This is a genomic window from Bradyrhizobium sp. NBAIM08 (assembly GCF_020193935.1).
Classification (GTDB): Bacteria; Pseudomonadota; Alphaproteobacteria; order Rhizobiales; family Xanthobacteraceae; genus Bradyrhizobium; species Bradyrhizobium yuanmingense.
The window spans coordinates 69,455-90,332 of record NZ_JADYVR010000005.1 but is presented as its reverse complement, the minus strand read 5'-3'; the positions used below and the strand labels follow the sequence as shown (position 1 = coordinate 90,332).

Sequence of the window (20,878 nt, the reverse complement as noted above, 5' to 3'; positions counted from 1 at the left end):
TCAGCCTCGCGGCCATCATGTCTTCCATCATCTCCGTCGCCAATCTGTCGAAGACCTATGGGTCCGGCTTCAAGGCGCTCAAGAACGTCAATCTCGACATCAAGCGCGGCGAGATTTTTGCGCTGCTCGGCCCCAACGGCGCCGGCAAGACCACGCTGATCTCGATCATTTGCGGCATCGCCAATCCGAGCGAAGGCCGCGTCCTGGTCGGCGGCGAGGACATCCAGACCTCCTACCGCAAGGCGCGCTCGCTGATCGGCCTCGTGCCGCAGGAATTGCACACCGACGCCTTCGAGAGCGTGTGGGCGACCGTGAGCTTCTCCCGCGGCCTGTTCGGCAAGCCGAAGAACCCCGATCACATCGAGAAGGTGCTGAAGGCCCTCTCGCTGTGGGACAAGAAGGACAACAAGATCATCACGCTCTCCGGCGGCATGAAGCGCCGCGTGATGATCGCCAAGGCATTGTCGCACGAGCCGCAGATCCTGTTCCTGGACGAGCCGACCGCCGGCGTCGACGTCGAGCTGCGCAAGGGCATGTGGGAGGTGGTACGCGGGCTTCAGCAATCCGGCGTCACCATCATCCTCACCACGCATTACATCGAGGAAGCCGAGGAGATGGCCGACCGCATCGGCGTCATCAACAAGGGCGAGATCGTGCTGGTCGAGGACAAGACCACCTTGATGCAGAAGCTGGGCAAGAAGCGGCTGACGCTGCATCTGCAGAACAAGGTGACGGCGTTGCCGGAAAGCCTCAGCCAATACGAGCTCGAGCTCTGCGACGGCGGCGCGACGCTGGTCTACGATTACGACACCCAGGGCGAGCGCACCGGCATCACCAGCCTGCTCGGCGATTTGCGCGCCGCCGGCATCCGCTTCAACGACCTCGACACGACGCAATCGTCGCTCGAGGACATCTTCGTCGACCTCGTGAGGACGTCATGAACCACCGCGCCATTCGCGCCATCTACCTGTTCGAAATGGCGCGCACCTGGCGGACACTGCTGCAAAGCATCGTCTCGCCGGTGGTCTCGACCTCGCTCTATTTCGTGGTGTTCGGCGCTGCGATCGGCTCGCGCATCAGCGAGGTCGAGGGCGTCAGCTACGGCACCTTCATCGTGCCGGGCCTGATCATGCTCTCGGTGCTGACGCAGAGCATCGCCAACGCCTCCTTCGGCATCTACTTCCCGAAATTCACCGGCACGATCTACGAGATCCTGTCGGCGCCGATCTCCTATTTCGAGATCGTGCTCGGCTATGTCGGCGCCGCCGCCACCAAGTCGATCATCCTCGGCCTAATCATCCTGGCGACCGCCGGGCTCTTCGTTCCATTGCATATCCAGCATCCGGTCTGGATGCTGGCCTTCCTGGTGCTGACGGCGGTGACGTTCAGCCTGTTCGGCTTCATCATCGGCATCTGGGCCGACGGATTCGAGAAGCTGCAGATGATTCCGATGCTGGTGGTGACGCCGCTCACCTTCCTCGGCGGCAGCTTCTATTCCATCGACATGCTGCCGCCGACATGGCGCACAGTCGCGCTGCTCAACCCGGTCGTCTATCTGATCTCCGGCTTCCGCTGGAGCTTTTACGAGATCGCCGACGTCAGCGTGTCCGTCAGCATCGGCATGACGCTGGCGTTCCTGGTGATCTGCCTGGTCGTGATCTGGTGGATTTTCCGAACCGGATACCGGCTCAAGAACTGACCACGCGGCGCTCGCGAAAATGTCAGCGCCGCCGGCCGGCGCGGCACAAAGCGGCCTTGCTTACGCCTGCCATCACGTTAACGATGGACAGGCTGGCCGCTGGAACCAACGCCGGGCTGCAGGCATAATGCACGCCGGGGGACGGAGAGCCGCGGCGCTAAGCATGAACAGGCCGGAGGCCAGAAGTCAGATGCGTTCGTTTTTTATTGCTCTCACATCCCTGATGCTTTTGAGCGCGGGCACCGCGCAGGCCAAGGTCGAGATCACCGTCGACAAGGACAATCAGCAGATGACCGTCGCCGTCGACGGGGTCGCGCGCTACCGCTGGCCGGTGTCGACCGGCCTCCCCTCGCGCGAGACGCCGAACGGCGCCTTCCGGGCCTTCCGCATGGAAGAGGATCACTACTCCAAGGAATTCGACGACGCGCCGATGCCGCACGCGATCTTCTTCACCAAGGTCGGGCACGCCATCCACGGCACGGACTCGGTCGGCCGGCTCGGCTCGCCGGCATCCCATGGCTGCGTGCGCCTGTCGCGCCAGAATGCCTCGACGCTCTATGCGCTGGTGCAGCAGCAGGGCGTGCTCAACACCACGGTGACGCTGACCGGCTCGGCCCAGGTGGCGCTGGCGCGCAATCCGCGCGGCCGCAACAACACTGCGGTGGCCCGCGCCCCGCAGCCGGCCGAAGACCAATACGCCACCACCGGCGCCCCCGTGGACCTGACCCCGCCGGCGCAGCCCGCGCGGCGCTACATGCCGCAGGACGACAATTACATCTACCCGGCCGACGGCAGCGACACCGGCGCGCGCTATCCGGCGCCGCGCTCGGCCACCCGCCCGCTCTACGACGCGCAGGTCTATCAGCAGCAGCCGCGGCCTTATTACGACCAGGGCTACGGCCAGCAGGGCTATTACTATCAGCCGCAGCCGCGGCAGGTTTATCAGCCGCGCGGCTACTACTATCAGAACTGACCCGGCGACCATCAACCGCCCTTGACCGTCGAGGCACCATGCCATCACGTGCCACGACAATCCCGGTGCTGCTCTCGCTGCTCACTGCCGGACAAGCCATGGGATCTGATTTGGCCTTCGACCTCGAGGCGCATCGCGGCGGGCGGGCGCTGCTGCCGGAAAACACCCTGCCCGCCTTCGCCCATTCGCTGACGATGGGCGTGGACACGCTGGAGCTCGACGTCGGCGTCACCGCCGACGGCGAAGTGATCGTCGCGCATGAGCGCGGGCTCAATCCCGATCTCGCACGGCGGCCCGATGGCGCCTACATCGCTCCGCCCGGCACGCCGTTCGTGAAATTGCGGCTCGACGAGATCAGGACCTATGACGTCGGCCAGATTCGGCCGGACAGTGCCTATGCGAAACAATTTCCGGGCCAGCGTGCCGTCCCGGGGACTCGCATTCCCACCTTGCGCGAGCTGTTCGCGCTGGTGCGCAAATCCGGCAACAGGCAAGTGCGCTTCAACATCGAGACCAAGATCGATCCGAACCGTCCCGATGAAACGCTTGATCCGCAAGAATTCGTCGCGAAGCTGCTCGGGGTGATCGAGACCGAGGGAGTCTCCGATCGCGTCATGATCCAGTCGTTCGACTGGCGAACCTTGCGTCGCGTCCAGCAGCAGGCGCCGAACATCCCGACCGCGTACCTGACGATCCAGCGCAGCCTGGCTCCGACGGTAGCGCTCGACAAGGCGACAAACTGGACGGCGGGGTTCAACCCGGCCGATCACGCCGGCTCGCTGCCGCGCACGATCAAGGCTGCGGGCGGCGCGATCTGGTCGCCCTATTTCGGCGACGTGACCGCGCCTCTGGTCTCCGACGCCCACGCGCTCGGACTGCGCGTCGTGGTGTGGACGGTGAACAAGCGCGAGGACATGACGCGCATGATCGAGCTCGGCGTCGACGGCATCATCTCGGACAGGCCGGATCTATTACGAGAGGTGGCCGGCGCTAAGGGAATTGCGCTGCCGGTGGGGACGCCCGTGGCGCCGTAGTTGCGATGCCTCGTAGCCCGGATGGAGCGCAGCGAAATCCGGGACAGTACCACGCCGGGAGCGCCCCCGGATTGCGCTTCGCTCCATCCGGGCTACGAAGAGAGCCCTACTCGCCGTCCTTCCAACGCCGATATAGCGCGCCCAGGATGTTGGAATAATCGTCGGTCCAGACCCGCGCTCTGTCGTCGGCTTCGGTCTGTTCCCATTGCTTGGAGGACGCGAGCCTGCCGATGTCGGCCTCCTCGCGCGCGGAGATGACGACGTCGGTGGAGAAGATGTAGTCACCATCGCGCCCGGAATCCTCGTTGAAGACCCAGCTCTTGAGATCATTGGCGTCCGCGATACCGACGACGACGGTTTCGAGATCCAGATGCCGGTTCGAGACGTGCATCACCACGGCACCGTGCGGCGCGAGCTTGTCCTTGTAGATCTTCATCGCCTCTTCGGTCGCAAGATGGATCGGGATCGCGTCGGACGAATAGGCGTCGACGATGACGAGATCATAGGCGCCGTCGGGCTCCTTGGCGAAGGTTAGGCGCGCATCCCCGATGACGGGCTTCATGTCGGGCATGCAGCTCGAGATGTAGCGGAAATTCCTGGGATCACGCGCCGCATCGACCATGGACTGGTCGATCTCGAAGAAGGTCCAGTCCTCCCCCTGCTCGGCGGCGCAGGCGAGCGTGCCGGAGCCAACGCCGATCGCGGCAACCTTCAGCGGCGCGCCCTTACGCTCGCGGATCGCGCTGACCGCCTGACCGATGCCGCCGTCCTTGTGGTAATAGGTGATCGGCTCGGGCCGGCCGGCAACAGGCGTGCCGTCATTGTTGCGGAAACGCTCGGCGCCATGAATGGTGGTGCCGTGCATCAGCACGTGGAAATAGCCGCCGGGCGTCACCACGATCTTGTGCACGCCGAAGAAGCTGCGCACGGTCGTGACGCGGCCCTCGTCCGCGGGATAGACGCGGATCAACGCCAGCGCCAGCACGACGGTGGCAAAGATCTTCCAGCGCCCGGCATTGAGGATCAGCGCGAGCAGCGCGGCGAGCACGCCGACGGCGCCGGCGACCCAGACACGATGATCCTCGAACCAGGTCGAGAGGCCACCGGTCGTATATGACGGCGCGATGAGCGCCACCGCGAGCGCGGCGAGCGCCAGCCAGTACCATTTGACGATTGCGGCCAGCCGCTCATTCCCGGACGGACGGCACAGCGCGGCAAGCGCGATCAGGATCGGATATTCGGCGATCCACGAGAAGGTGAAGGGCGCAACGAGCCCCGCGAACAAGCCGCCGACCATGCCACCGAACGACAACGCGACATAGAAGCCGGTGAGATATTTGGCGGCAGGCCGCGTCCGCGCCAGCTCGCCGTGGCAGGCCATGGCGATGACGAAGAAGCAGAGTTGATGTCCGCCGAGGGTCAGCAGCAGGTTCTGCTCGCCGCCGAAAGCCAGCAGGACGACGACGCCCGCAATCGCGACCGGCTGGAGCATCAGCATCCATTTGTGCGGCAGCAGCGGCCGGGACTGGAACACGACGACCCAGGTCAAGAGGTAAAGCGACAGCGGCAGCACCCACAAAAGCGGCGCCGCCGCGACGTCGGTCGAGATGTGCGCGGTGACGGCGATGAGCAGGCCCGATGGCACGGCGGCGAGGAAGATCCAGCGCAGCCGCGTCAAGAGGCCGGGCGCGGGTGCATTCACGTCCTCGGCCCGCGTGTCGGTCAGCGCCAACTTCGGCGAACGCAACAACAGCACGCCGCAGGCGCCGATGAGGAGGATCAGCAGGCCATAGCCACCCGTCCAGAACCGGTTCTGCATCTGCAGCGTGAACATCGGCTCCAGCAGGAACGGATAGGACAACAGCGCGAGGAAGCTGCCGATATTGGAGGAGGCGTAGAGGAAATAGGGATCATGGCCGGCCGGATGGCCGGTGCGGACGAACCAGGCCTGCAGCAGCGGATTGTTGGCGGCGAGCGCGAAGAACGGTAGCCCGATCGAGACCGCGAACAGGGCGAGCAGCCAGATTGCGTAGCCCGAAGCCGGCGGCTCGCCATAGGCGGAGGCGATGCCGAGCGGCAGCGTCGCGAAGGCGGCGAGCAGTAGCACCAGATGCACCGCCACGGGGACGATCCGGTTCCGCGCCTGCATCAGCAGATGCGCATAGGCATAGCCGGCCAGCAGCAGCGACTGGAAGAACACCATCGCCACCGACCACACCGCCGGCGAGCCGCCGAGCCGCGGCAGCACCATCTTGGTAAACAGAGGCTGCACGGAGAACAGCAGCAGCGCGCTGACGAAGATGGCAGCGGTGTAGACCGCCAGCAGCAGCCGGTTGCGCGACGACGACGGCTGCTCCGTGGCGGCGGGTTGCACGATCGAATCCATGGAAGCTCCGGCTCAAACCCCGGCGGGCGCCGGATCGCGCGCAATGGAGCACAAGGCGCCTGGACGGGCAATAAAGTGTGGCGTGATGTTGCAGCAAGGAATGCCTGATATAGAGATGTCGTTCCGATGCGACGCGCGACATCGAACCCGGAACCTCGAGATTCTCCGGTGCGGAGCCCGCATCATAGTTCGGCTCTGCCGAGTAGCCCCGGAATTATGCCAAGGAAGTCATGACAGATACCGACGTCATCATCATCGGCGCGGGACATAACGGCCTCACCTGCGCGACCTATCTGGCGATGGCGGGCCTGCGCGTGCGCGTGGTCGAGCGGCGCAAGGTGGTCGGCGGTGCCGCGGTGACGGAGGAGTTTCACCCCGGCTTTCGCAATTCTGTCGCCGCCTACACCGTGAGCCTGCTCAATCCGCAGGTGATCCGTGACCTCAAGCTTGCCGAGCAGGGCCTGCGCATCGTCGAGCGGCGTGCGCAGAATTTTCTGCCCGCGCCAGACGGCAGCTATCTCCTCACCGGCGAGGGGCGAACGAAAGCTTCGGTGGCGCGGCTCAGCGCGCATGATGCGGAAGCGCTCGACGGCTTCGCGCGCGAGCTGGAAGACATTGCCGACGTGCTCAGGCGGTTCGTGCTCCGCGCGCCGCCGAACCTGCTCGACGGTTTTGGCACCAACGCGGTCCGCGAGGCCGTGAACGCTTTGCAGAGCGCCAACATTCTGCGCGGCCTGACGCTGGAACAAAGCCGCAGCCTGCTCGATCTGTTCACGCGCTCGGCCGGCGAGATGCTGGACGAACGTTTCGAGCACGATCTAGTCAAGGCGCTGTTCGGCTTCGACGCCATCGTCGGCAACTATGCCAGCCCCTACGCCGCCGGCTCGGCCTATGTGATGCTGCATCATGCGTTCGGGGAGGTGAACGGCAAGAAGGGCGTGTGGGGCCACGCCATCGGCGGCATGGGCGCGATCACGCAGGCCATGGCGCGCGCCGCGCGCGACCGCGGCGTCGCGATCGACACGGATGCCAGTGTGCGTGAGATCATCATCGAGCGCGACCGCGCCGTCGGAATCGTGCTGGAGAACGGCTCTGCGATCCGCGCGAAATATGTCGCGGCCAATGTCAATCCAAAGCTGCTCTACACGCGCCTGATCGCGGCCGATGCTCTGCCTGCGGACTTCCTCGCCCGCATGCGGCATTGGAAGAACGGCTCCGGCACCTTCCGGATGAATGTGGCGCTGGACCGCCTGCCCTCCTTCACGGCGCTCTCAGGCGAGGGCGATCACCTCACCTCCGGCATCATCCTGGCGCCGAGTCTGGGCTATATGGATCGCGCCTGGCTCGACGCGCGCGCGCAGGGCTGGAGCCGCGAGCCTGTCGTGGAAATGCTGATCCCCTCGACGCTCGACGACACGCTGGCCCCGGCCGGCAAGCATGTCGCGAGCCTGTTCTGCCAGCATGTCGCACCAGGGCTTCCCGATGGAAAGTCGTGGGATGACCATCGCCACGAGGTCGCCGATCTCATGATCGCGACGGTGGATAAGTACGCGCCGGGATTTGCGGCAAGCGTGCTCGGCCGTCAGATCCTGTCTCCGCTCGATCTCGAGCGGCAGTTCGGGCTGCTTGGCGGCGACATCTTCCACGGCGCGCTGACATTGAACCAGCTGTTCTCGGCGCGGCCGATGCTGGGCCACGCCGACTATCGCGGGCCGCTGAGAGGCCTCTACCATTGCGGATCCGGCGCCCATCCAGGCGGCGGCGTCACCGGCGCGCCCGGCCATAACGCCGCGCAGGCCATCCTGCGGGATCACCGCGCCCTGTTCGGGAGCCGTGGATAGGGCTGTGGATTGGCGGTGGACAGGCTGTCGAAAGGCCTGTGAGCGGCCAGAGGAGGCCTGGGCGATACGGCCAGGAGCGATCCTGGGGAAAGCCGGAGGGAAATCGGCGGGGCGATCAGGGGAAAAGTGGTGGACAAAGTCCGGACAAGCAGGCGGATAAGCTGTGAAGTCGGGCTGCAAAAACGACCTCGCCCGCCAGGGGAAACCCCTAGCGGGCGGTGATCAGGAACAGCCTTTGAAGAAAATAGCCCCCGCTGGGAAATGGCGGCGGAAATTACTTCAAGGAGGTGCTAATCGAAGTGAACTTCTCGTTCATGGTGGTGCCCAGGCCGTTCACCACGGTAATGATCGCCAGGGCGATACCCGCGGCGATCAGGCCGTATTCGATCGCGGTTGCACCGGACTCATCCGACCAGAACTTCTGAATCATGCGCTTCAAGACTCGCCTCCGTTTCAATTCAAAGCTGCGTGGACTTGCTTGTACATCCGAAAATATACGGGCCACACACTGCAGGCGCGTTAATATGGGAACCTCAACTTGTCCGAAAACTGGGCAGCAAAAGTTCCAAAAATTGAACGCGACGGAACCCTGAATGCAGCCTTCCCCGACCTATCGCGCCAGCTTTTCGATCGGCAATGAAGCCGACGCCAAGCGCCTCGTCGACGTGCTCACCGAGGTCTTTTTCGACGGCGATGCGGCGGTCGCCGCGTTCGAGCGGCCTGACGGACGCTGGGACGTCACGTTGCATTTCGCCGCAGCGCCCGATCAGGCATGGCTGCGCGAACTCGTTGCAACTTCAGCAGGAAATGAGATCGCGGCGACGCTCGTCTTCGACACTGTCGAAGCCAAGGACTGGGTCAAAGCCAGCCTTGAAGATCTCGTCCCGGTGCCGGCCGGCCGCTTCGTCGTGCACGGCAGCCACGATCGCGACCGTGTGGCGCCGAACAAGCTTGCCATCGAGATCGAGGCGGCGCTCGCCTTCGGCACCGGTCACCATGGCACGACGCGCGGCTGTTTACTTCTGCTTGACCATGTCCTGAAGAGCTCCCGCCCAAGGAGCCTGCTCGATCTCGGCACCGGCACGGGCGTGCTGGCGATCGCGGCGGCGAAGGCGCTGCATCGCGCGGTGCTGGCTTCCGACATCGATCCGCCATCGGTCCGGGTGGCCGCCGAGAACGCCACGCTGAACGAAGTTGGCAACCATGTGCGGGTGATCCGCGCGACCGGCTTTGCCGCGCCAGATTTTGCGCGTGCAGGCCCGTTCGACCTGGTGCTCGCCAATATCCTTGCCAATCCGTTGCGGCAATTGGCGAGCCCGATGACGCGGCACCTTGCGCCTGGCGCCCGCGTCATCCTCTCCGGCCTCTTGACGCACCAGGCGCCCGCCGTGATCGCCGCCTACCGCGCCCGCGGCCTCGTGCCGGTGAAACATCTGCGCATCGAGGGGTGGAGCAGTCTGCTGCTGAGGAAGGTGGGATGAACTAACCGCGTCGCGACGGCGGTGCGCTCCCTCGCCGCGCTACTCGGCCGGCTTCACGTCGCGGCGTGACGCGCGCTTGCCCCGCAAGGCGCGCTTGGCGCGGCGCTCGGCGAAACGGTCGATCATCTGGCTGATGAGGCCGCGCGGCTTCTTTGTTACTGCCGCTGTCGGAGCGCGGCGCGCCGGCGGCGAAATCTTCTCAAAGGTGAACGCTGGCATTGTGTGTCCCCTCGCCGTTGAGATGAACCACCCGCTCGAATTTCCCTGTTATCCGGACGAAGCGCAACTGCCGCATCCTTTACTCCACTCGATTCGAATGGAACTATTTCAAGCACAGTCCATGCCAGATGCGACGCAAATGCGTCTACATTGCGGACTGATCTCCATGATCCTAAAGTGATCCACCATGTTCGAAGCGCACTTCCAGACATTCGAGGAGCCGGAGGCCGGCGTCGCGTTGGCGGCACGACTGGCCGCACTTCGCGAAGAACTTGCCCGTCGCAAGTTGACCGGCTTCGTCGTGCCACGTGCCGATCAGCAGCAGAACGAATATGTGCCGCCATCGGAAGAGCGGCTCGCCTGGCTGACCGGCTTTACCGGCTCGGCGGGACTAGCAGTGGTTCTGCCGCAGGAGGCTGCGCTGTTCGTCGACGGCCGCTACACGCTGCAGGCGGCCAAGCAGGTCGATGCCAAGGCATGGGTAGTGGAATCGCTGATCGACCCGCCGCCGGAGAGCTGGGTGGCGGTGCATCTGAAAGCCGGCGACCGCCTCGGATTTGATCCGTGGCTGCACACTTTTTCGGCAGCCGAGCGATTGTCCGCCGCCTGCGCCAAGGCCGGGGCCGAGCTGGTCGCGGTCGACAGCAATCCGATCGACGCGATCTGGCAGGACCGGCCGCAGCCGCCGCTCGCCCCCGTCGCGGTGCACAGCCTTCAGCACGCCGGTATCACTGAAGCGGAGAAGCTGACCCAGATCAGGGCCGAGATCGCCAAGCTCGGCACCGATGCCTTGGTGCTGTCGGACAGTCACGCGGTGGCCTGGACCTTCAACATCCGCGGCGCCGACGTCGCCCATACGCCGCTGCCACTGTCCTACGCGCTGGTGCCGAAGGACGGCCGTCCCACCATCTTCATCGACCACCGCAAGCTCTCCAACCTCACACGCGACCATCTCGAGCAGTCCGCTGACGTGCGCGAACCGGACGCCATGGCGCCGACGCTGATGGCGCTGGCCAAGAGCGGTGCGGCCATTGCGCTCGACAATGCCACAGCGGCCGACGCACTCAGCCGCCTGATCAGCGGGGCCGGCGGCAAGCCGGTGCGCGGCAGCGATCCGGTTGCACTGCTCAAGGCGGTCAAGAACGCGACCGAGATCAAGGGCACCAAGACGGCTCATTTGCGCGACGCCGTGGCGCTGGCGCGCTTCCTCGCCTGGATCGATCGCGAGGCGCCAAGCGGCAAGCTCACCGAGATCGACGCGGTCGAGGCGCTGGAAACCTTCCGCCGCGACACCGGCGCGCTCAAGGACGTCTCGTTCCCGACCATCTCCGGCACCGGCCCGAACGGCGCCATCGTGCATTACCGCGTCACCCGCAAGAGCAACCGGCGGATCGCGCACGGCGATCTCCTGCTGATCGATTCCGGCGCGCAATATGAAGACGGCACCACCGACGTCACGCGCACCATGGCGATAGGCGAGCCGACGGATGAGATGCGCGACCGCTTCACCCGCGTGCTGCGCGGCCACATCGCGATCGCGCGCGCCGTCTTTCCGGACGGCACCACGGGCGCGCAACTCGACACGCTGGCGCGGCAATATCTCTGGGCCGTCGGGCTCGATTTCGAGCACGGCACCGGCCACGGCGTCGGCAGCTATCTCTCGGTGCACGAAGGACCGGCACGAATTTCGAAGCTCGGCACCACGCCGTTGAAGCGCGGCATGATCCTGTCGAACGAGCCCGGCTACTACAAGACCAATGGCTTCGGCATCCGCATCGAGAATCTCGAGCTAGTCGTCGCCGCCGACATCAAGGGTGCCGAGAAGCCGATGAACGCGTTCGAGACGCTGACCCTGGCGCCGATCGACCGCCGTCTGATCGATGTCGCGATGCTGAGCCGCGACGAGCTCGATTGGCTGAACGCGTACCATGCGCGCGTCAGGGACGACGTGCGGCCGGCGCTGGACGAGGCGACGAAGACCTGGCTCGATCAGGCCACGGCGGAGCTGAAGCTCTAACTCCGTCATAAGACTGCCTGCGTAGGGTGGGCAAAGCATCCGCTGCCGCTCGAAGAGCGGAGGCGGATGCGTGCCCACCATCCATCTCCGGGTGACGGCAGCAATGGTGGGCACGCCGCGCAAAGAGCGCGTCTTTGCCCACCCTACAGGCCCAGCGCCTTGACGCCTCGCGCATAGCCGTATGCCGAAATGAGCGTATTCGCTCGCAACGCGATGCGGCTAGTGTCCGGCGATGCACGGCATCATCAGCAAGCCGCCCGAAGCGGCCGGCAACCTCGCGACCTCGCGTCTGGTGTTGCTGCTGCTGGTGGTGATGACCGGGGTCGCACCGATCTCGCTCTACATCCTGGTTCCGGCGCTGCCGGTGCTGGCGACGGATTTCGGCAGCGACATCTCGATCGCGCAGATGACGGTGTCGCTCTACATGGTCGGCATCGCGCTGTCGCAGCTGATCATGGGCCCGCTGTCGGACCGGTTCGGGCGGCGTCCGGTGCTGCTCGGAGGACTTGCACTGATGGTGGCGGCCAGCGTCGCCTGCATTTTCGCCGAGACCCTGCCGCAATTGATCGCCGCACGCTTCTTCCAGGCGCTCGGCGGCGCATCCGGCATGGTGATCAGCCGGGCCATCATCCGCGACATCTACGAGCGCGACCGCGTCGCCTCGATGATCAGCCTCGTGGTCGCGGCGCTGATGATCGGGCAGATGGTCTCGCCGCTCACCGGCGGCCTGATCGAGACCGCGTTGGGATGGCGCGCGATCTTTTATGCCATCACCATCGCCGCCATCGTCGTTGCCGTCGGGATCGCCTTGGCGCTGCCTGAGACCCGTCGCAGCCGCGCCGCCGGCAGCGGCTTCCGCGGCGATATCGGCATGCTCATCCGCAACCGCGCCTTCGTCGGCTATGTGATGTGCCAGGTGCTGGCGTCCCAGATCATCTTCACCTTCGCCGGCGGCGGGCCCTACATCGTGGTGACGCAGATGGGCCGCAGCAGCGCCGAATACGGCGCCTGGTTCGCAACGACGGGCTTTGCGTTTCTGGTCGGCAACCTGCTCTGCGTGCGCTTTGCGCCGCGCCACTCACTGGAGAAGCTGATCTGGTTCGGGCTCGCCCTGCAACTCTGCGGCAGCCTTGCGAACCTGCTCTGGAGCTTCGTCGGCTGGAACGAGGCGCCCGCCTGGCTGTTCGGCACCCATATGATCGTGATGGCCGGCAATGCCTTCGTGATGGCGAATTCCGCCGCCGGCGCCATCAGCATCCGTCCCGAAGCGGCCGGCACCGCCTCGGGCGCGATGGGCTTCCTGCAGCAAGGCATTGGCGCGCTGATGTCGCAGTTCGGCGCCTATCTCGGCGGCCACTCCGCAACGACGCTGCCGCTGACCTCCGCGGTGCTCGCGATCTCGATCCTTTGCGCCTGCGTGATGATGTTCGTCGTGCCCCGCCGCGAGGCGGTAGCGAGCGAGGCGCTGATCGGGCAGGCCGAGGAGGATGAGACGGGGATGATGTGAGGGGCGCCGAGCAGAGTCCCTCTGCGGAACGACTCTGGATTGCTTCGTGGAGCCTGTCATCGGGCCGCGCTTTGCGCGGACCCGGTGGCTCGCAATGACGACGCGGAGAGAGCAGTGCCAAAAATGAGAGGCGGGGCTGGGCCCCGCCTCTCTCAATTCAAGTCTGTGTTTCGGCTTACGCCTGGCTCGCGATCGCCTTGCCGAGCGCGGCCTGCGCCGCTGCAAGCCGCGCGATCGGCACGCGGTAGGGCGAGCAGGAGACGTAGTCGAGACCGATATGGTGGCAGAAGGCGACGGAGGCGGGATCGCCGCCGTGCTCGCCGCAGATGCCGACCTTGAGCGAAGTGCGGGTCTTGCGGCCGCGGGCGACGCCGATCTTGACCAGCTCGCCGACGCCTTCCTGATCGAGCGAGATGAAGGGATCGACCGTGAGGATGCCCTTCGCCACATAGGGACCCAGGAAGCTCGCCGCGTCGTCGCGGCTGATGCCGTAGGTCGTCTGCGTCAGGTCGTTGGTGCCGAACGAGAAGAACTCGGCCGACTGCGCGATCTCGCCCGCGAGCAGGCAGGCGCGCGGCAGCTCGATCATGGTGCCGACCTGATAGGCCAGCTTGGCGTTGGTCTCACGCATCACGGCCTGTGCGGTGGCATCGATCCGTGCCTTGACCAGGTCGAGCTCGGCCTTGGTCGCGATCAGCGGCACCATCACCTCGAGGCCGACGGCCTTGCCGGTGCGCTTCTGCGCCTCGACCGCCGCCTCGAAGATCGCGCGGGCCTGCATCTCGGCGATCTCGGGATAGGCGATGGCGATGCGGCAGCCGCGGAAGCCGAGCATCGGGTTGAACTCCGAGAGCTCCCGGGCGCGGTCGGCGAGGCGCCGCGGGTCGGTGTTCATGGCGCGCGCCACTTCCTCGACCTCGGCATGGGTGTGCGGCAGGAATTCATGAAGGGGAGGATCCAGAAGCCGGATCGTGACGGGCAGGCCCTTCATGATCTCGAACAGCTCGACGAAGTCGGCGCGCTGCATCGGCAGCAGTTTTGCCAGCGCGGCGCGGCGCGACTGCTCGTCCTCGGAGAGGATCATCTCGCGCACCGTGCGGATGCGCGTCTCCTCGAAGAACATGTGCTCGGTGCGGCAGAGGCCGATGCCCTCCGCGCCGAACTTGATCGCGGTGCGCGCGTCGTCAGGCGTGTCGCCGTTGACCCGGACGCCGATCTTGCGGACCTGGTCGGCCCAGTTCATCAGCGTGCCGAACTCGCCGGACAGCTCCGGCTCGATCATCGGCATGCGGCCGGCGAGCACCTGGCCGAGCGAGCCGTCGATGGTGATGACATCACCGGTCTTGAAGGTGCGCGAGCCGATGCTCATGGTGCCGCGGCCGTAATCGACGCGGATGGTCCCGCAGCCGGAGACGCAGGGCTTGCCCATGCCGCGCGCGACCACCGCCGCGTGCGAGGTCATGCCGCCGCGCGTGGTCAGGATGCCTTCGGCGGCGTGCATGCCGTGGATGTCTTCCGGGCTTGTCTCGATGCGGACCAAAATCACCTTGCGTCCGTCGCCCTGAAGCTTGGCCGCCTCGTCCGAGGAGAACACGATCTCGCCGGAGGCCGCACCCGGCGAAGCCGGCAGGCCGGTTGCGATCACGTCGCGCTTGGCGTTGGGATCGATGGTTGGATGCAGGAGCTGGTCGAGCGAGGCCGGATCGATCCGCGTCACCGCTTCCTTCTTCGAGATCAGGCCCTCATTGGCGAGCTCGACCGCGATACGCAGCGCGGCCTTGGCGGTGCGCTTGCCGCCGCGGGTTTGGAGCATCCAGAGCTTACCCTGCTCGACGGTGAACTCCATGTCCTGCATGTCGCGGTAGTGCTTCTCGAGCAGCGTGTAGATCCGCGTCAGCTCCTTGAAGGCTTCCGGCATCGCCGCTTCCATCGACGCCTTGTCGGAGCCCGACTCCTTGCGCGCCTCCTCGGTGATGTCCTGCGGCGTGCGGATGCCCGCGACTACGTCCTCGCCTTGTGCGTTGATCAGGAACTCGCCGTAGAGCTTGCTCTCGCCGGTCGAGGGGTTGCGGGTGAAGGCAACGCCCGTGGCCGATGTCTCGCCCATGTTGCCGAACACCATGGCCTGCACGTTGACCGCGGTGCCCCAGGATTCCGGAATGTCGTGCAGCTTGCGGTAGGTCACCGCGCGCGCGTTCATCCAGGATGAGAACACCGCGCCGATCGCGCCCCAGAGCTGGTCGTGCGGATCCTGCGGGAATTCCTTGCCGGTCTCGCGTGCGACCGCGTCCTTGTACTTGCCGACCAGTTCGACCCAGTCCTCGGCGGACAGATCGGTGTCGAGCGTGTAGCCCTGGCTGTCCTTGAAGGTGTCGAGGATCTCCTCGAAGTGATGATGCTCGAAGCCGAGCACCACGTCGGAATACATCGTGATGAAGCGGCGATAGCTGTCATAGGCGAAACGGCGGTCGCCCGACAGCTCGGCCAGCGCTTCCACGGTCTGGTCGTTGAGGCCGAGATTGAGCACGGTGTCCATCATGCCCGGCATCGAGGCGCGCGCGCCGGAGCGCACCGAGACGAGCAGCGGGTTCCTGGTGTCGCCGAACACCTTGCCGGTCAACTTGCCGACATAGTCGAGCGCCTTCTCAACCTGCGGCTTCAGTTCCTTCGGGTAGGTCTTGTCGTGCTCGTAGAAATAGGTGCAGACCGAGGTCGGGATGGTGAAGCCCGGAGGCACCGGCAGGCCGAGATTGGCCATCTCGGCGAGGTTGGCGCCCTTGCCGCCGAGCAGGTCGCGCATTTCCGTCCGGCCCTCGGCCTTGCCGTCACCGAACGTGTAGACCCATTTGCCGGCCTTCGCCGCTGCCGGCGCCGCCTTGGCAGGCACAACCTTCTTCGGCGCAGGCTTCGCGGCAACCTTCGGCGAAGCCGCCTTGGTCATTGCCTTTGCCACCGGCTTTGCAGTGGGTTTGGCGACCGGCTTCGGCGCGCTCTTGGCCAGCGCCTTGCGGGCCGCCGGCGCGGCCTTCGCCTTGGCGGAGGGCTTTGATTTCGCTGCAGTTTTAGAAGGCTTCGAGGCGGCTTTGGCCATAGCTTGCACACAACCTGCGAGAGGAATGGGAAATCGCGGGCCTTACACCACTTTGGGCGGGCCCGCGCAAGACGGACAGTTCCGAAAAGTGAACGCCTAGAAGCGGAGCCACTTCAGGAGCCCGAGCCCGATCGCGCCGTTGACGATGAGGAAGATCGCGACGATGAGGTTGAGAAGCCGCGGCATGATCAGGATGAGCACGCCCGCAATCAACGACAGGATCGGCGAAATGTGGGCGACGGTGATGTGCATGAACTATCTTTCTGTGAGGTGAGGCGAATCGCGCGCGGATCATAACCGGATGGGTTCCGGGAGTAGAGATGCGCAAGGGCTGCTGCGAGTTCCGGCCTCACGAAAACTGCCCGAAATTGCCGCGAATGCGGCATGCCTTTTCCCGGAACATTGGCTTGAGGCACGCATTGGCAACCGGTCGCGCCGCTCGCGCGCCCGCAGAATCACGTCGAAGGAGTTGTCCATGCGGAACAGGATTTTTGCTCTCGCAGCGCTCGCGGCCGCAACCGGCGCGCCCCTTGCGGCGCAGGCGCAAAGCGATGTCACGATTGGACGCGCGCCCGCCATGGTCGACGGCGCGCCGACGATTGCCGTCGAACAACGGCCCGCCTTCCGCGAATATGTCGTTGAACAACGTGTGCCGCCCTTCCGCATTCCGGATCGCGTGGTGGTCGGCACCACCTTACCCGAGGCAGGCGTCACCTATTATGACGTGCCGCAACGTTTCGGCGCCACGACCTATCGCTACACCGTCGTGAACGGCGAAACCGTGCTGGTCGAGCCGCGCTCGCGCCGCATCGTCGAGGTGCTGGACTAAAGACGCAGCCGCTCCATTCGATGTCCGGCGCGTCACAGCAGGCTGGCGCGAGCAGTGTAAATCGGACATCAGGCCCCGCCCGGTCCTCCCCCCGCCGGGCGGGGCTTCTTTGGGCAAGCCACATCAGCAGCCGTCATTCCGGGACACGCCGGAGGCGTGGGCTATGGTGCGCAATTGCGCACCTGAGAATCCATACTCACGATCGTGGTTATGGATTCCGGGCTCGCGCTACGCGCGCCCCGGAATGACAGCGGTGTTTGCCGCAAACCGCGCCTCAATCCTGGATCTTCGAGAAGTCCGCTACCGCGCGCGTGGCGCTGCGGATCTCGTTGAGGAGCTTCAGGCGGTTCTCGCGCACCTTCGGATCATCGTCATTGACGCGCACTTTGTCGAAGAAGGCATCGACCGGCGGACGCAGCTTTGCCATCGCACTCATCGCGGCGGCGAAGTCTTCCTTGGCCACCGCAGCGCTGGCTTCCGCCTTGACCTCACCGATCGCCTTGGCCAGCGCCTTCTCCTCAGCGAGGCTGTAGAGCGCAGCATCCGGCGCGCCGTCGAAGCTGCGCTTGTCCTTCTTCTCCTCGATGCTGAGGATGTTGCTGGCGCGCTTGGTGCCGGCGAGCAGGTTCTTGCCGTCGTCGCTATCGAGGAATTTTCCGAGCGCCTCGATGCGGCGGACGATCATCAGGAGATCGTCCTGGCCGCCGAGCGCGAACACGGCATCGACGAGATCGTGGCGCGCGCCCTGCTCGCGGAGTTGGACCTTGAGGCGATCGGCGAAGAAGGCGAGCAGATCGCTCGGAAGCTTCGAGGCATCGGCCGGCTTCACCGACAAGCCGGCGAGCGCTGATCCCGCCACCTTTATGAGCGACAGACGCAGCGCGTTCTCAGCGATCAGCCTGATCACACCCAGCGCCGCACGACGCAGCGCATAGGGGTCCTTGCTGCCCGTCGGCTTCTCGTCGATCGCCCAGAACCCAACCAGGGTATCGATCTTGTCCGCGAGCGCCACCACGACGCTGACCGGATCGGTCGGAACGCGATCAGCAGGCCCTTGCGGCTTGTAGTGCTCCTCGCAGGCCGCGGCGACGGAGGCGTCTTCGCCCTGAGCCAGCGCATAGTATTTGCCCATCAGGCCCTGCACTTCCGGGAATTCGCCGACGACTTCCGTCAGCAGATCTGCCTTTGCCAGATGCGCCGCGCGCGTCGCCTTGGCGACATCGGCGCCGACCAGCGGCGCGATCTCGGCGGCCAGGCGCTCGATGCGCTTGATGCGTTCCGCCTGCGTCCCGAGCTTCTCGTGAAACACGATCTGATCGAACTTCGGCAGCCGGCCCTCGAGCTTGGTCTTGAGGTCGGTCTCGTAGAAGAACTTCGCATCGCTCAGCCGCGCCCGGATGACGCGCTCGTTGCCGGCGATGATGGTTTTGCCACCGTCGGTCGCCTCGATATTGGCGACCAGGATGAACTTGCTCGCGAGCTTGCCCGTCTTGGGGTCGCGCACCACGAAACACTTCTGGTTGTTGCGGATGGTGGCGCGGATGACTTCGTCGGGAGTCTTCAAGAATTCCGGCTCGAACGAGCCCATCAGCACGACCGGCCACTCGACGAGGCCGGCGACCTCGTCGAGCAGATTCTGGTCCTCGACCAGCTCAAAACCTTGCGCGAAGGCGAGCTGCTTGGCGTCGGTGAGGATGGCGTCCTTGCGGCGCTCGGGGTCGAGCACGACTTTTGCTGCAAGAAGCTTAGCGTCGTAGTCCTCGAAGCGGCGCACGGAGATCGGCGCCGGCGCGAGGAAGCGGTGGCCGTAAGTGGTCTGGCCGCTCTCGATGCCGTCGACCTCGAACTTCACGACATCGGGCTCTTCGGTCTCGAGGCCGAAGGTCGCGGTAATCGCGTGCAGCGGACGCACCCAGTTCAGCGAGCCGGGCTTGCCCGAGCGCGCGCCCCAGCGCATCGATTTGGGCCAGGGGAAGGTGCGGATGATGACAGGCAGGATCTCGGCGAGCACGTCGATCGCGTCGCGGCCGGGCTTCTCGATCAAGCCGATGTAGAAATCACCCTTGGGGTCGCGCTGGATCTTGGCTTCGTCCAACGACTTCAAACCGGTCGCCTTGAGGAAGCCCTGCACGGCCGCGTCGGGCGCGCCGACCTTGGGTCCGCGGCGCTCGGTCTTCAGATCCGGCTGGCGCGCAGGGATGCCGTGCACGGTGAGCGCAAGGCGGCGCGGCGTCGCGAACGACTTTGCGCCCTCATAGACCAGGCCTTCGGCAACCAGCTTGTCGGTGACCATGCGGCGCAGATCGTCCGCCGCCTTCGCCTGCATGCGCGCGGGAATTTCTTCGGAAAACAGTTCAAGCAAAAGATCGGGCATCAGGCCGCTCCGCCCGCTTCAGTGTGGATCCAGGCCTCGCCACACGCTTTTGCCAGCTCGCGCACGCGCAGAATGTAGCTCTGCCGCTCGGTCACGGAGATCACGCCGCGGGCATCGAGCAGGTTGAAGACGTGGCTCGCCTTGATGCACTGGTCATAGGCCGGCAGCGCCATCAGATGCTGTTTCCGGTTGCCGCCGTCGCGCCAGCCCGCGTCGAGATATTTTCTGCAGGCCGCTTCCGCCATCTTGAACTGCTCGAACAGCATCGCGGTGTCGGCATATTCGAAATTGTGCCGCGAATATTCCTGCTCGGCCTGCAGGAACACGTCGCCATAGGTGACCTTCTGGTCACCGTCGCGGCCGTTGAAGTTGAGGTCGTAGACTCGGTCGACGCCCTGCACATACATCGCGAGGCGCTCGAGGCCGTAGGTGAGCTCGCCCGCGACCGGCGCGCATTCGAAGCCAGCGACCTGCTGAAAATAAGTGAACTGGCTGACTTCCATGCCGTCGCACCAGCATTCCCACCCCAAACCCCAGGCGCCCAGGGTCGGGCTCTCCCAATCGTCTTCGACGAAGCGGATGTCGTGCACGGCGGAATCGATGCCGATCGCGGCGAGCGACTTCAGGTACAGCTCCTGAAGGTTCGGCGGCGAGGGCTTCATGATCACCTGGAACTGGTAATAGTGCTGCATCCGGTTCGGGTTCTCGCCGTAACGGCCGTCCTTGGGCCGGCGCGACGGCTGCACATAGGCCGCGTTCCACGGCTTTGGCCCGAGCGCACGCAGCGTGGTCGCCGGATGGAAGGTGCCCGCGCCCATTTCCATGTCGTAGGGCTGCAGGATCACGCAGCCCTGCTCGGCCCAGAACCGCTGGAGCGCGAGGATGAAGCCCTGGAACGAGCGTTCCGGGCGCATATGGGCGGGCAATGAGGCGTCCATCGTCAGATCGGGCTCTCGCGGGGGGTTTTGAATCGCGCGGGACCGTATCGACGGCGGGGATGGGAATCAAGGCGAAGGGGGCGGATTCGGGCGTCATTCCGGGGCGCCCGCAGGGCGAGCCCGGAATCCATTGCGCCGCTCACTCCGTGGTTCGATGGATTCCGGGTTCTCGCTTCGCGAGCCCCGGAATGACGAACGCGTGGAGGTGTGCCCTAACCCGGCCGGTAAGCTCCGGTCACGGGGTCACGCTTCAGCGTCTGGATATCCCCCATGCGGGCGGCCTCGGTGACGCGCGACAGGCGCATCTCCTCCAGCTCCTGGTTGATCCGGATGGCGGTCTTGTAGGCCCAGCGGACCACGGCAAGCCCGCCCAGGACGCCCGCGAAAGCGACGAACGGCGGCATCGGTCGATCCTCGTCTCATGCTCAGCCCCCACACGCATTGTTGCGCAGATGGACCTGCGCCGCAATCGGCGCCGCCCGGGCGAAA

At 65.3% G+C, this 20,878-nt stretch carries 17 protein-coding genes; 9 read left to right on the top strand and 8 right to left on the bottom strand.

What is annotated here, in order from left to right; genetic code table 11:
• Positions 1-17 precede the first annotated feature (17 nt).
• The 4 genes from I6F37_RS18370 (at position 18) to I6F37_RS18355 (ending at position 3,706) form a co-directional block, all read left to right on the top strand.
• A complete protein-coding gene (locus I6F37_RS18370; protein WP_036006409.1) occupies positions 18-941 on the top strand; it encodes an ABC transporter ATP-binding protein in 924 nt (307 codons plus the stop codon).
• Positions 938-1,699: an ABC transporter permease gene (locus I6F37_RS18365; protein WP_036006407.1), complete on the top strand. Its 762-nt coding sequence runs from the start codon at positions 938-940 to the stop codon at positions 1,697-1,699. The genes I6F37_RS18370 and I6F37_RS18365 overlap by 4 nt, the downstream gene beginning before the upstream one ends.
• Positions 1,700-1,862: 163 nt before the next feature.
• Positions 1,863-2,672 (top strand): L,D-transpeptidase, encoded by an 810-nt coding sequence (locus I6F37_RS18360; RefSeq protein ID WP_081492937.1) that lies wholly within the window; start codon positions 1,863-1,865, stop codon positions 2,670-2,672.
• A 38-nt stretch (positions 2,673-2,710) separates the two neighbouring features.
• Complete coding sequence (locus I6F37_RS18355) at positions 2,711-3,706, top strand: glycerophosphodiester phosphodiesterase (protein WP_036024914.1); 996 nt, start codon at positions 2,711-2,713, stop codon at positions 3,704-3,706.
• 106 nt (positions 3,707-3,812) lie between these two features.
• On the opposite strand, the gene I6F37_RS18350 is transcribed toward I6F37_RS18355, so the two are convergent.
• A complete protein-coding gene (locus I6F37_RS18350) occupies positions 3,813-6,092 on the bottom strand; it encodes a fused MFS/spermidine synthase (protein WP_036024912.1) in 2,280 nt (759 codons plus the stop codon).
• A 230-nt stretch (positions 6,093-6,322) separates the two neighbouring features.
• On the opposite strand from I6F37_RS18350, the gene I6F37_RS18345 reads away from it, so the two are divergent.
• Positions 6,323-7,933 (top strand): NAD(P)/FAD-dependent oxidoreductase, encoded by a 1,611-nt coding sequence (locus I6F37_RS18345; RefSeq protein ID WP_036024911.1) that lies wholly within the window; start codon positions 6,323-6,325, stop codon positions 7,931-7,933.
• A 274-nt stretch (positions 7,934-8,207) separates the two neighbouring features.
• Here the strand turns inward: I6F37_RS18345 and I6F37_RS18340 are convergent, their stop codons facing one another.
• Positions 8,208-8,372, bottom strand: coding sequence for a Flp family type IVb pilin (locus I6F37_RS18340; protein ID WP_036006397.1), 165 nt, complete (start codon positions 8,370-8,372; stop codon positions 8,208-8,210).
• A gap of 154 nt (positions 8,373-8,526) precedes the next feature.
• On the opposite strand from I6F37_RS18340, the gene I6F37_RS18335 reads away from it, so the two are divergent.
• Positions 8,527-9,414: a 50S ribosomal protein L11 methyltransferase gene (locus I6F37_RS18335; protein ID WP_036024909.1), complete on the top strand. Its 888-nt coding sequence runs from the start codon at positions 8,527-8,529 to the stop codon at positions 9,412-9,414.
• Positions 9,415-9,453: 39 nt separating this feature from the next.
• On the opposite strand, the gene I6F37_RS18330 is transcribed toward I6F37_RS18335, so the two are convergent.
• Positions 9,454-9,633, bottom strand: a complete 180-nt coding sequence (locus tag I6F37_RS18330; RefSeq protein ID WP_036024908.1) for a hypothetical protein — start codon at positions 9,631-9,633, stop codon at positions 9,454-9,456.
• A 187-nt stretch (positions 9,634-9,820) separates the two neighbouring features.
• Between I6F37_RS18330 and I6F37_RS18325 the strand changes: the two genes are divergently transcribed.
• Both I6F37_RS18325 and I6F37_RS18320 read left to right on the top strand, forming a co-directional pair.
• Positions 9,821-11,650 (top strand): aminopeptidase P family protein, encoded by a 1,830-nt coding sequence (locus I6F37_RS18325; protein ID WP_036024907.1) that lies wholly within the window; start codon positions 9,821-9,823, stop codon positions 11,648-11,650.
• Between the two features lie 232 nt (positions 11,651-11,882).
• Complete coding sequence (locus I6F37_RS18320; RefSeq protein WP_036024906.1) at positions 11,883-13,157, top strand: multidrug effflux MFS transporter; 1,275 nt, start codon at positions 11,883-11,885, stop codon at positions 13,155-13,157.
• A gap of 175 nt (positions 13,158-13,332) precedes the next feature.
• Here the strand turns inward: I6F37_RS18320 and ppdK are convergent, their stop codons facing one another.
• Positions 13,333-16,248 (bottom strand): pyruvate, phosphate dikinase, encoded by a 2,916-nt coding sequence (gene ppdK, locus I6F37_RS18315; protein WP_225152268.1) that lies wholly within the window; start codon positions 16,246-16,248, stop codon positions 13,333-13,335.
• 96 nt (positions 16,249-16,344) lie between these two features.
• Positions 16,345-16,500 (bottom strand): DUF3096 domain-containing protein, encoded by a 156-nt coding sequence (locus tag I6F37_RS18310; RefSeq protein WP_008562090.1) that lies wholly within the window; start codon positions 16,498-16,500, stop codon positions 16,345-16,347.
• A gap of 223 nt (positions 16,501-16,723) precedes the next feature.
• Here I6F37_RS18310 and I6F37_RS18305 point away from each other — a divergent pair, with 223 nt between their 5' ends.
• Positions 16,724-17,077: a DUF1236 domain-containing protein gene (locus tag I6F37_RS18305; RefSeq protein WP_036006381.1), complete on the top strand. Its 354-nt coding sequence runs from the start codon at positions 16,724-16,726 to the stop codon at positions 17,075-17,077.
• 274 nt (positions 17,078-17,351) lie between these two features.
• Here I6F37_RS18305 and glyS read toward each other — a convergent pair whose 3' ends face one another.
• From glyS to I6F37_RS18290, 3 genes are all read right to left on the bottom strand, one after another.
• Positions 17,352-19,451 (bottom strand): glycine--tRNA ligase subunit beta, encoded by a 2,100-nt coding sequence (gene glyS, locus I6F37_RS18300; protein ID WP_036024904.1) that lies wholly within the window; start codon positions 19,449-19,451, stop codon positions 17,352-17,354.
• Complete coding sequence (locus tag I6F37_RS18295; RefSeq protein ID WP_036024903.1) at positions 19,451-20,389, bottom strand: glycine--tRNA ligase subunit alpha; 939 nt, start codon at positions 20,387-20,389, stop codon at positions 19,451-19,453. Before I6F37_RS18295 ends, glyS begins: the two co-directional genes overlap by 1 nt.
• Positions 20,390-20,601: 212 nt before the next feature.
• Positions 20,602-20,793, bottom strand: a complete 192-nt coding sequence (locus I6F37_RS18290; protein ID WP_036006375.1) for a hypothetical protein — start codon at positions 20,791-20,793, stop codon at positions 20,602-20,604.
• Between the last annotated feature and the right edge of the window lie 85 nt (positions 20,794-20,878).

Bases quoted from the DNA above. Each gene is read 5' to 3' on its own strand.
- I6F37_RS18355 (WP_036024914.1), top strand. From the start codon at position 2,711: ATGCCATCACGTGCCACGACAATCCCGGTGCTGCTCTCGCTGCTCACT.
- I6F37_RS18310 (WP_008562090.1), bottom strand. From the start codon at position 16,500: ATGCACATCACCGTCGCCCACATTTCGCCGATCCTGTCGTTGATTGCG.
- I6F37_RS18360 (WP_081492937.1), top strand. From the start codon at position 1,863: ATGAACAGGCCGGAGGCCAGAAGTCAGATGCGTTCGTTTTTTATTGCT.
- I6F37_RS18290 (WP_036006375.1), bottom strand. From the start codon at position 20,793: ATGCCGCCGTTCGTCGCTTTCGCGGGCGTCCTGGGCGGGCTTGCCGTG.
- I6F37_RS18295 (WP_036024903.1), bottom strand. From the start codon at position 20,389: ATGGACGCCTCATTGCCCGCCCATATGCGCCCGGAACGCTCGTTCCAG.
- I6F37_RS18365 (WP_036006407.1), top strand. From the start codon at position 938: ATGAACCACCGCGCCATTCGCGCCATCTACCTGTTCGAAATGGCGCGC.
- I6F37_RS18320 (WP_036024906.1), top strand. From the start codon at position 11,883: ATGCACGGCATCATCAGCAAGCCGCCCGAAGCGGCCGGCAACCTCGCG.
- I6F37_RS18345 (WP_036024911.1), top strand. From the start codon at position 6,323: ATGACAGATACCGACGTCATCATCATCGGCGCGGGACATAACGGCCTC.
- ppdK (WP_225152268.1), bottom strand. From the start codon at position 16,248: ATGGCCAAAGCCGCCTCGAAGCCTTCTAAAACTGCAGCGAAATCAAAG.
- glyS (WP_036024904.1), bottom strand. From the start codon at position 19,451: ATGCCCGATCTTTTGCTTGAACTGTTTTCCGAAGAAATTCCCGCGCGC.
- I6F37_RS18335 (WP_036024909.1), top strand. From the start codon at position 8,527: ATGCAGCCTTCCCCGACCTATCGCGCCAGCTTTTCGATCGGCAATGAA.
- I6F37_RS18330 (WP_036024908.1), bottom strand. From the start codon at position 9,633: ATGCCAGCGTTCACCTTTGAGAAGATTTCGCCGCCGGCGCGCCGCGCT.
- I6F37_RS18305 (WP_036006381.1), top strand. From the start codon at position 16,724: ATGCGGAACAGGATTTTTGCTCTCGCAGCGCTCGCGGCCGCAACCGGC.
- I6F37_RS18370 (WP_036006409.1), top strand. From the start codon at position 18: ATGTCTTCCATCATCTCCGTCGCCAATCTGTCGAAGACCTATGGGTCC.
- I6F37_RS18325 (WP_036024907.1), top strand. From the start codon at position 9,821: ATGTTCGAAGCGCACTTCCAGACATTCGAGGAGCCGGAGGCCGGCGTC.
- I6F37_RS18350 (WP_036024912.1), bottom strand. From the start codon at position 6,092: ATGGATTCGATCGTGCAACCCGCCGCCACGGAGCAGCCGTCGTCGTCG.